The sequence below is a fragment of the Aeromonas sp. QDB14 genome, from assembly GCF_027707845.1.
Lineage (GTDB): Bacteria > Pseudomonadota > Gammaproteobacteria > Enterobacterales > Aeromonadaceae > Aeromonas > Aeromonas caviae.
In genome coordinates, this window is the sequence record NZ_JAPCJD010000115.1 from 1 (window position 1) to 9,310 (window position 9,310).

A 9,310-nucleotide genomic window follows, 5' to 3' on the forward strand; every position below is an offset into this window, starting at 1 on the left:
AATGAGCGTTCACATTGGTCCGGAAATGGTGTTCACGTTGAATCGGAATTGGTGTTCATGATCGGCCGGAATATGCATTAGTAATGGCTCAATTGCCAGATGTGGTGGTTAAGTTGCCAAATAGGCCACTGAAACGCTATGTCGAAGGTGATCAGCTTCTGCTAGCCATGTAACTCGCAACTTCAAGCCACCGTATCGGTGGCTTTTTTTTGCCCCACACACGGCAAGGCTGTGTAAGCCGTTCATCGAGAGGCTCTGCACTATTGCCCGGTTCCATAGAGCACGGTCTGAACGGCAAGTGGAGGCTGCTAATTGGCCTAGACAGCTATTGAACACCTATATAGACTACAACAGAAAATCGCTCTCGGTGCCTTATAAGAGCAAGCCATGAGGCCTGGCACCAACACCAATCCCCCAGCCCTGCGCCGGCATTCCCACCCGTGATCTATCACCCTGGCCCTCGTTGGCTGATTCTGCATGTCCGTTCACCGGTATTTCGCCGGCGTCAGCGTACATGCAGAAACAGCCCAAGGCTGTCTCTATGGCACTCGGTCCGCAATGTGCCACACGCGACCAACACCAACCCGGGCTTCTGCCCATAAGCAATCCATGTCAGATCGAAATTTGACCGCCCTAGCGTTCAACATCGGCTGATTGATAGAGGACACACCCATGATCTACGTCGACCTAGTTCAGGGAACCCCTGAATGGCATAAGTGGCGAGCTGGTGGCATAGGAGCATCTAGTGTTGCTTCTGTAATCCAGTGGCCATACGCACATGAAAGTGCGCGTGCATTTTGGATGGTCAAAACTGGGCGCAAGCCCGGCACAGACTTGAGCAAGAACTTTTTGGTGCGAAGAGGAAATGAGCAAGAGCCGCTGGCCCGACAGGCGTTCGAGCGCTGGCTGGAATCGCAAGGCATACTTGACCTGGTGATACCAACCTGTGTGCAGCATGAGACATATTCCTTTATTCGCGTTTCGTTGGATGGGTTAATGTCCGATGGCTCTCCAGTTGAGCTCAAAGTACCGGCATGGGAAACCTTCGAGTCGGTAATGCAAGAACGCCGGAACTCGGAGGCCTATCAACGGTACCTACCCCAGGTACAAGACCAGCTACTGGCGACAGGAGCTAAGATTGGCTATTTGGCCTTTTATCGCGCCTATGATCGCAAGCTAATAGTGTTTCGCATCACACGTGATGAGGAGCTAATAGAACTGCTGATCGAGCGGCAAAAATGGTGGTGGGACCTGTACGAACGGGATGAAGCCCCGCCGATTACAGAGCTTGACTATTTCGAGCCGAGCACGCAAAAAGACCAGGAAGCATGGACCCAAATTGCCGCGGAGCTGCTGCAAGTCTGGCGTGACATGTCTCCTATCAAGGTGAAGATTGATGAGGCCAAGGCCCGGGAAGCCGAGCTGAAAAAAGCATTGCGCTCCATGATGGGTAACCACGTAAAGGCCGAGTATGCAGGTGTACGATTGCATTCCTCCCCGCGGCAAGGGGTTATCGACTATGTGAAATGGACAGAGGATGTTCAAAAGCATAACCCCAACATCACTTTACCCAACCCGGATCTATATAGAAGACAATCAACTGAGACCATCAGAGTCAGCCAGATCGAGTACAACGGTCAGGGGGCCGCTGAAATGCTTGCTGTTGATTTTTGTTAAGTAAATCAGGCCATCCCGTAAGGGGTGGCCGTCTTTACACCTGGTCCACGGAAGGCTATTCTGTCCCTGCTCCCGGCGTCTATCTCAGGGGGCGAGCCAAATGGCTTGACGCCAACACCAACATCCCGGCGCTCTGCCGACGTCCTCACCCGTGATCTATCACTCAAGCCCTCGTTGGCTGATTCTGCATGTCCGTTCACCGGTATTTCGCCGGCCTCAGCGCACATGCAGAAACAGCCCTGGCTGTCTCTATGGCACTCGGTCCGCAATGTGTCACTCGCGACCAACACCAACCCGGGCAATCAGCCCAACACAAAAACAACCTGCTCAATCAGGTTTTCGGAGATTCTATGACTCAGCACAATTTCATTTCTGGCAGCGAATTTGGCCTGGATGCAAACATCAAAGTTCGTTGTCCCCATGGTGATGATCACTTGATGAACCCCCGCGTGCCGGTAAGAAAACCACACGTTTTCACAACAGCCTTCCTTGATGATGTGCGCAGGATTATGGCCGATCCAGATGGAGACATCATCGTTTCCTATGGCGGGTATGGTGCCGGCAAGACAACCGGAGTCATCCAGTACGCAGCCCGAACTCAGTGGCCGCTATATCAGGTCGAAGGCACCCAGGAGACCAGCTTCCAGCTGGATTTGCTCGGGCGTGTTAACCCGGCCACGGGTGAGTTCGTGTCTGGTCCATTGCGGGAAGCTCTGCTCAACGGCGGGATCTTCTTGCTCAACGAAGCTGATGCCATGCAACCAGCGGAGCTGGTCGCTTTCTATGAGCTTATGACCCATGGAATCGAGCTGGCTGAAACTGGTGAATGGTTGGAGCCGCACAAGCTGTTCCGGTGTGTGTTCACCTTCAACAACGGTGGTATCACTGGGCTATCTGGCTTCAGAGGCACTACCGGGTTGAGTGATGCGCTTATCGACCGCTTCATCCCACTCGCGCCCAGTGAGTTGAGTGACGAAGACATGAACACGATTTGCAAAAACAAGATCGCAATCAAGCTTACTGATTGGGAAGAAGATCTTGGACAAAAAGTTCCATCCTCGCACGTCAATGCAATCGAAGCTTTGCTACCAGAAATGATTCGCGTTATGCGTGATATCAATACTGCTGTAGAAAAGTCTCAACAAAACGATTTCACGATGACGAACGGAGTCGCGATGGATAAACCTTTGTCCATTCGCAGCCTGCTTCGTTGGGTGAGAGAGATGGTTCGTACCAGCCCAACATCAGTCCGTAACAGGGTCAAAAAAACCTTCCACGAGGCTTATGCTCATCGTTTAGTTGGTGATGAGGCGACTTACGAAGCGGCGATGCACCTTTGCAAAGCTGTTTTTGGCCAGTCTTGGGTTGAGGACTAAGTACCATGTACTTTCGAGCCAAAATTACCGAACCAGAGCAAGTCGTTGCTACGTGGCAAAACATCATGGCGGAACTAGCTGAGGAGGGGGTGTTTATCACACCAACAATGCCAGGCGATGGAGGGCTTTACGGATGCAACTTGACTGGCAACATTCCCTTTCGGGGGGTAACCAAAAGGATAGATGCCGGGCAGGTCGTAATGTTATTGCTGCTCGCTCTGCACAACGCTTTTGACATGATCGATGACCAGAGTCGGAATTTTACTGATCTGTGTTTATCCGAACAACTTAAGCATCTGCAGTCTGTCGGCATATCTGATGCGCCAGTTCAACAACTCCAGGAGGCGGTAAAGCAGATACTCAGCAAACATAAAGGTCTGTTTGAGTTCGCTTTTTACTAACCTTCTAACACCAACCAACCAACCCGGCCCAGAGCCGGGTTTTCTTTGGGGTATTTGTATGAGTACACTGAAAGGATGCTTGCACGACATTCTTGGTACCACGCTCAGCAAAGAAGTAGATCTCGTGGTTGAGTATGTGTTAAGCAAGCAACAAGCTGGTGGGGCCAATGAATTTCTCATTGGCATCATCGGGGATACAGTCAACATCGTGCCACTGCGAATGGGGTACGAACTACCTGATATGCCTTGGGCAAAGAACTGTAGGCCCCTTTATGCGTTGTGCATCAAAGGGAAAGTGGCCGAGTACAGAACAGTGCAAGGACTGAAAGACAGCGTGTCGCGACTTCCTAAACTGCCATGTTCTGGTGCTGGTGCTGCGGCGATCATAAAGGCTGTAACCAGGGTCTTGGTTAATCGGACGCTAGAGGCTCACGAGCCACCCTGGCCAAAGAACGACCCGGACTTTTGGCCATGTTGGTCCCGGTACTGCCGGCAAGGAAATCACCCAACGTTGGGTGCCTGGCTTGATATGGCAATCCTAAGAATTAAAGAGAGTGAAACCAACGCTGCCCCTAGGCAGCGTTGATTTTTTTGTCCCCACCTGAGATAGTATGCCCATGTCCGAACGGCTAATCGGACTCCTTTCTGGGCCGTAGCTTCCAACCTCGCCTTTGTGACTCGTCGAGTCGTGTTTGTCGCGCAAAAAATCCAGATCAGAGTGTTGTCGGATGTGTTTGGTGGACATTTCCGAGAGCGCTACTTTTTGTGGCGTTTTGTGCTCAGCGATTCAAGGCACACCGCATCCGCGGATCGCAACCCCAACCCGGCCAAATAGGCCAACACCACCCTGACGGGAGTCTTCCCGCTATGGGAGCTCCTTGTCCAGAGATAAGGAATTACCCATGTCATCCTTTACCGCAATGAACTTTGTCGAATTTTTCCAGCGCTATGTGCTGGTGGATTTCAAAGTCACCACCTGGTCTGCGACCCGGAATAACAAGCCCCTTGATTTAGGACTTGAAAATGAAGCGTTAGCTGCTGATGTGGTTCGCTTAGGGTCAAAATCGGTCTTCGATAAGAAAAAGATCGCATTCCAAGGCCGAGCTCGCCAAGAGGGTATCGCCCTGCTTAGCAAAGTCGGTTTCCAAGTCCTTGGCGCTTGGGCTGTGCCTCGCCATTTATTGAGTGAGGTCACTGACGGCCTGGAGTTGATGAGAATCAGCTTCTACGCAAATCTTGATCAGCTCTTACTCAACTACGACGCAGAATGCGACTCCTGGATACAACAGGCAGCCGCAACAGTGTCTCTCCACGATTTCGCCTCTCGCATACGAGCCTCGCTCTATGACGTGGATTACGTCCGGAAGCAGGTTTCATTTTCGTATCGCGTGAATGAAGATGTGGTTAACAACCCGCTTGGCGATGCTGCTGTTGATACGATCTCTGAAATGGCTCGCAACTCTTTGCGAGACTTCCAGTATTCGATGTCCAACGGTAGTAAGTTCACTCGCAAGTCACTGAGATATGTGACGAACATCAAGGAAAAGCTCATACAGATGGCTGTGCTGGATAGTTTTATCCAACCGGCGATTGACAGCATTGATGCGTTCGAAAGTTCTCTCCCCAAGAGACGGGCTGCGCAACTGGATGCTACTGAGCTGAGTAAAATGATGGGCTTGCTCACGTTGTTGAGCGATCCGAGCTACTTGTCGTCCCTAAGGACTGCCAAGCTGGAGATCGAAGAGGAAGAAGACCCAACAGATGCACCGGGTTCTGTTACCACTTCCCAGGACAACTTCCTCACCGGGATGTTAGCCGCCATATCGACCACCTCCAATACTCCCCCCACCCAAGTGGCCGGTTTTTACTAATCCGCCTTATCAAGGCAACCCCAACCAACCCCAGGCTTGCCCTGGGGTTTTAATTATTGGAGACACACAATGCAGTCTACTCAAAGCAAAATGCTGACCATTCAAATTCGGTTAGCAATGATGGCCAACGACTTCGGTTTGAGGACGACCTGGGGAAATTATTCTACTGCAGGTACAACTCAAGGTGTGGTGTTAATGCCTTTCTTCGATGCAGGCGATCCCGTTCAGGCCGCGGCCGCCATGGGGTTTGGCATGCACGAAGGGGCTCACCACCGATATGGCTCTGACTTTGCAAAATATGAAGCGTCACTGAAAACGAAAGGTAAAGTGCACCGCTTGCTTCTGAACTACTTCGATGACGGCCGGATAGACCGGATGGCTCTTATAGAGTACCCGGGGCTTCGTGGCGAGTATGAAGCCATTGAGCAGCTGTTTATCTCAAAGGGGATGAGGCTGGTTCCAGGGGCGAACACTCCAGCTATAGCTGTGTTGGAGGATTACATTGCGCACTACATTGGCAGCGAGTTGCTTAACTACAAGCCGCTCACCCCAGTTTGGGAGCAAACCAGAGATCTGGCACGCCAACGCTTCCCGATCGCTTTATTGACCAGGCTTGAAATCATCTCAGAAATGGGAGTGATAACCTCTGACTTCAATGATTGCTGGAATAGCGCAGATATGGTGCTTGATGCGATCAAAGATGCTTTGGAAGACCTGAAGACTCAACAGCCGGATCATGAACCTGAAGCTCAACCTGACACTGATGCAGATGGCCAACCGGATGCTGATGCAGATGGCCAACCGGATGCTGATGCAGATGGCCAACCGGATGCTGATGCAGATGGCCAACCGGATGCTGATGCAGATGGCCAACCGGATGCTGATGCAGATGGCCAACCGGATGCTGATGCAGATGGCCAACCGGATGCTGATGCAGATGGCCAGCCGGATGCTGATGCAGATGGTCAACCTAACGCTGATGCAGATGGTCAACCTGACGCTGATGCAGATGGTCAACCTAACGCTGATGCAGATGGCCAGCCGGATGCTGATGCAGATGGTCAACCTGACGCTGATGCAGATGGCCAGCCGGATGCTGATGCAGATGGTCAACCTGACGCTGATGCAGATGGCCAACCGGAAGCGGGGGCTGCTGGCGGGCCGAATGCTGATGACGTTGTTAGGTCAAAGCAAATTCAGGAGTTAGAAGCCTGTCTTGAAGCTGCCGGATCTGGATCCTCCGATGTCGAGGGACGTGACAAAGGAAAAATGCTGGCGTCATTGATCGAAGCGGATTCCCGCTTTCAACTCGACACTCCATTAAGGCCACATTTGGACGCTGTTTACACGAAGATTGGCCGGAGTGTAACACTCCCTAAAGTCCTCGCTGCATCGAGACCAATCACACAAGCTCTTATGGAGCTCGTAGAGACAGAAACCAACTGTGCTCCTGGATTGAGTCGACGAGGGAAGCGCTTTGTCACCTCCCGGTTCAATCGGTTCAAACAAGGTGATTTGCGTGTTTACCGCAGCAAAGCCAGAAACCTTGGCATCGATAGCGCCATCATGGTGTTGCTGGATTTGTCTGGATCAATGAATTGCCAAGAGGTGGTGGCAAAAAATGCCTGCCTGGCTTTGGCTCTTGCAGTTCAACAGATCGATGGGGCTGTAATTGGAATTCAGTCCTTCGGGGATTGGAATGTGGACCTACTGCGTTTTAGGGAGGATCCAGCCACTACAAGCTCTCGTCTCGATCTGATCTGTGCCGGTGGGGGAACACCCATGAGGGAAGGTCTAAGCAACGCATTTTTGGCCCTGATGCCAGAGCAAGCTGAACGCAAGAGTATGATCGTGATCACCGATGGTGAACCAGACGTTGACTGCGTTGATACCTTCAATATGGTTCGACAACATGGCATTGATGTCTTTGGCATCTTTATCGGCCAGTACGCGAACGGGAAAGCTGCTATGGACTACTACTTCAAACCAGGGAACTGGATTGCTGTAGGCGATATCCTCAGCCTTAAACGTGAGCTGTTCAAACTAGCCAAGGGCACTATCTTGGCTGCCTGACATCCCCCCCTCCACGTTGGAGGGGGGACTTTCGAACACTGAGCAATGGACATCCATTGCTGAGTGTTTGCAATGTGCAAGCACCAGCCCGTACCCCCTGTAATCGGGCGAAATGGGGAACACCAACCACATGGAGTAATGACATGCACTATGAAATCGTTGCGGATGATTTGGCCGCATATCTCAATGACAACCGTTTATGGGTCGAAGCGTACAAACACCTAGGCCTATTCGGTGATGCCACCCGAGGTTTCATTCCTGGGAAGAAGGCACCTAAAACCAGTTGCCCAAGACACGGTGGTCGTAGTGGAGAAGCCTTTGGATTAATCCACAGGGGCAAGCTCGACTCAGAAGCAACCGGCGTTGGAGTATGCAACTCTTGTGGGGTTATGTCTGGTTTCTCCATTGTAATGGAGGAAACAAACTGGCCTTTTCCGAAAGTCCTCGAGCAGCTGGCGATCGCCAGTGGTTACATGGATGGGATTACGTCAGGCGTGTTTTCCCCCCCTCCGAAATCGCCTACGCAACTTGCGTGGGAGAAGGAACGAGCGGAGGAAGATGCTCGGCGGGATCAAGCTGTCGCGAATAAAAATGCCCAGCTCTGGGATGAAGCCTGGCCTTTGACCAAGCCGCAAGCTGAGCCAGCCATTCGGTATCTCAGGAACCGGCAAATATTGTCGAAGGTGGCTTCCCTTGGTGGGGAAGTAAGGCTCCACCCTGGTGTGCGATACATCGACATGAATTATGGCCCGTGCATAATCACGCTAGAGCCGCACGGGATGCGTTACTGGTGGCTCGATAAGGACGGCCGTAAAACAACTCAGCCCGCTGGCGTGCGCCAATCTACTCAGAAGGAACTGATTGAAGAGGCTATCGACTTGACTCATCCATCTGCGAAATTGGCTCGTTTGGCAATATCGCAAATGCCCGATCACATCAAGGCGGCAATAGCATCTCATAAGGCGGTTTTTCACAAAGGAGTGGCGTTTAAACTTGATCTTGGGAAGCATCCTTGCATCCTTTGCCGGATCCGAGATCCTTCAGGAAAGCCAGTCAGTCTCCATCAAACCTTCATCACTAACGATGGGCTGAAAGCTCCTGTGCCAAAAGTGAAGAAATTGAGGCCGTCAGTGTCAACAGCCCCAATATCGGGTGGTGCCGTGCAACTTTGCCCACCGACTCCGGTTCTTGCTGTAGCCGAAGGCCTTGAGACACTTCTAAGTGTCGAATCAGCCATAGGTATGCAGGGGTGGGGACTGCTAAATGCAACACTGATGGGAAACTGGATTGTTTGCATGGGAGTAAAACACGTCTACATCTGGGAAGATGCTGACCCGGCCGGAGAAGTGAATGCAGCTAAGCTGGAGAAAAATCTGCTATCTGCTGGCATCAAGGTTACGAGATGCAACCCGAAGCTTATCAGAGCTGAAAGTGACATGGATTGGAACGATATTCTGGTGAATTTCGGACCAGATGTGTTCCCACATAGCGACTGGCTGCAGCACGTTTGAACAAGGGAGAGCTTATGGACCTGAAAAGTCTGATCAATGGCATTCATCCCATTGTACGGTTATCCGTTTCCAACGTCCGCCTATCCCCTGAACTGGGGTATTGGCCAGCTAAATTCGAAAACTTGGAATCATTGCATCAGTGGCTATCGAGTGAAGCGGGTGAGCATTACCGCTACCCGGGAGCTGAAAGTATCAATGTGACCTTACTTGATGTCTTACGACACTGCGATCGCCCTAGTGCGAGAGTAATGGCAATACTTAAGACACAGACCCAACTAGCTTCGTGATGATAGAAGCAAAAAGCCATCACCCTTCAGGGGTGATGGCTTTTTTATGGTTCTTCGCGGGATCTTGGGGAAGTGGAAGTTGACAGACAGGGTGCTGGTAAACTGGCTGTCTCC

General features: G+C 51.6%; 6 protein-coding genes. All 6 read left to right on the forward strand.

All coding sequences use genetic code 11. The features are described from left to right. The first annotated feature begins 672 nt into the window (after positions 1 to 672). The 6 genes from PG887_RS21075 (at position 673) to PG887_RS21100 (ending at position 8,909) form a co-directional block, all read left to right on the forward strand. Positions 673 to 1,677, forward strand: coding sequence for a lambda-exonuclease family protein (locus tag PG887_RS21075; RefSeq protein ID WP_210538849.1), 1,005 nt, complete (start codon positions 673 to 675; stop codon positions 1,675 to 1,677). A 350-nt stretch (positions 1,678 to 2,027) separates the two neighbouring features. Beyond that, positions 2,028 to 3,053: an AAA family ATPase gene (locus PG887_RS21080; protein ID WP_210538847.1), complete on the forward strand. Its 1,026-nt coding sequence runs from the start codon at positions 2,028 to 2,030 to the stop codon at positions 3,051 to 3,053. A 5-nt stretch (positions 3,054 to 3,058) separates the two neighbouring features. Beyond that, positions 3,059 to 3,454, forward strand: a complete 396-nt coding sequence (locus tag PG887_RS21085; protein ID WP_210538844.1) for a hypothetical protein — start codon at positions 3,059 to 3,061, stop codon at positions 3,452 to 3,454. 902 nt (positions 3,455 to 4,356) lie between these two features. Further along, positions 4,357 to 5,325 (forward strand): DUF3150 domain-containing protein, encoded by a 969-nt coding sequence (locus PG887_RS21090; RefSeq protein ID WP_210538840.1) that lies wholly within the window; start codon positions 4,357 to 4,359, stop codon positions 5,323 to 5,325. Between the two features lie 69 nt (positions 5,326 to 5,394). After that, positions 5,395 to 7,398 carry a VWA domain-containing protein gene (locus tag PG887_RS21095; RefSeq protein ID WP_270697723.1) on the forward strand — a complete coding sequence of 668 codons (2,004 nt, stop codon included), beginning with the start codon at positions 5,395 to 5,397 and terminating at the stop codon, positions 7,396 to 7,398. A gap of 143 nt (positions 7,399 to 7,541) precedes the next feature. Continuing rightward, entirely contained in the window at positions 7,542 to 8,909 is a 1,368-nt protein-coding gene (locus PG887_RS21100; RefSeq protein ID WP_210538831.1) for a toprim domain-containing protein, read from the forward strand. Positions 8,910 to 9,310: the final 401 nt, after the last annotated feature.

Coding starts and splice junctions, on each gene's coding strand:
- PG887_RS21085 (WP_210538844.1), top strand. CDS start 3,059: ATGTACTTTCGAGCCAAAATTACCGAACCAGAGCAAGTCGTTGCTACG.
- PG887_RS21080 (WP_210538847.1), top strand. CDS start 2,028: ATGACTCAGCACAATTTCATTTCTGGCAGCGAATTTGGCCTGGATGCA.
- PG887_RS21075 (WP_210538849.1), top strand. CDS start 673: ATGATCTACGTCGACCTAGTTCAGGGAACCCCTGAATGGCATAAGTGG.
- PG887_RS21100 (WP_210538831.1), top strand. CDS start 7,542: ATGCACTATGAAATCGTTGCGGATGATTTGGCCGCATATCTCAATGAC.
- PG887_RS21090 (WP_210538840.1), top strand. CDS start 4,357: ATGTCATCCTTTACCGCAATGAACTTTGTCGAATTTTTCCAGCGCTAT.
- PG887_RS21095 (WP_270697723.1), top strand. CDS start 5,395: ATGCAGTCTACTCAAAGCAAAATGCTGACCATTCAAATTCGGTTAGCA.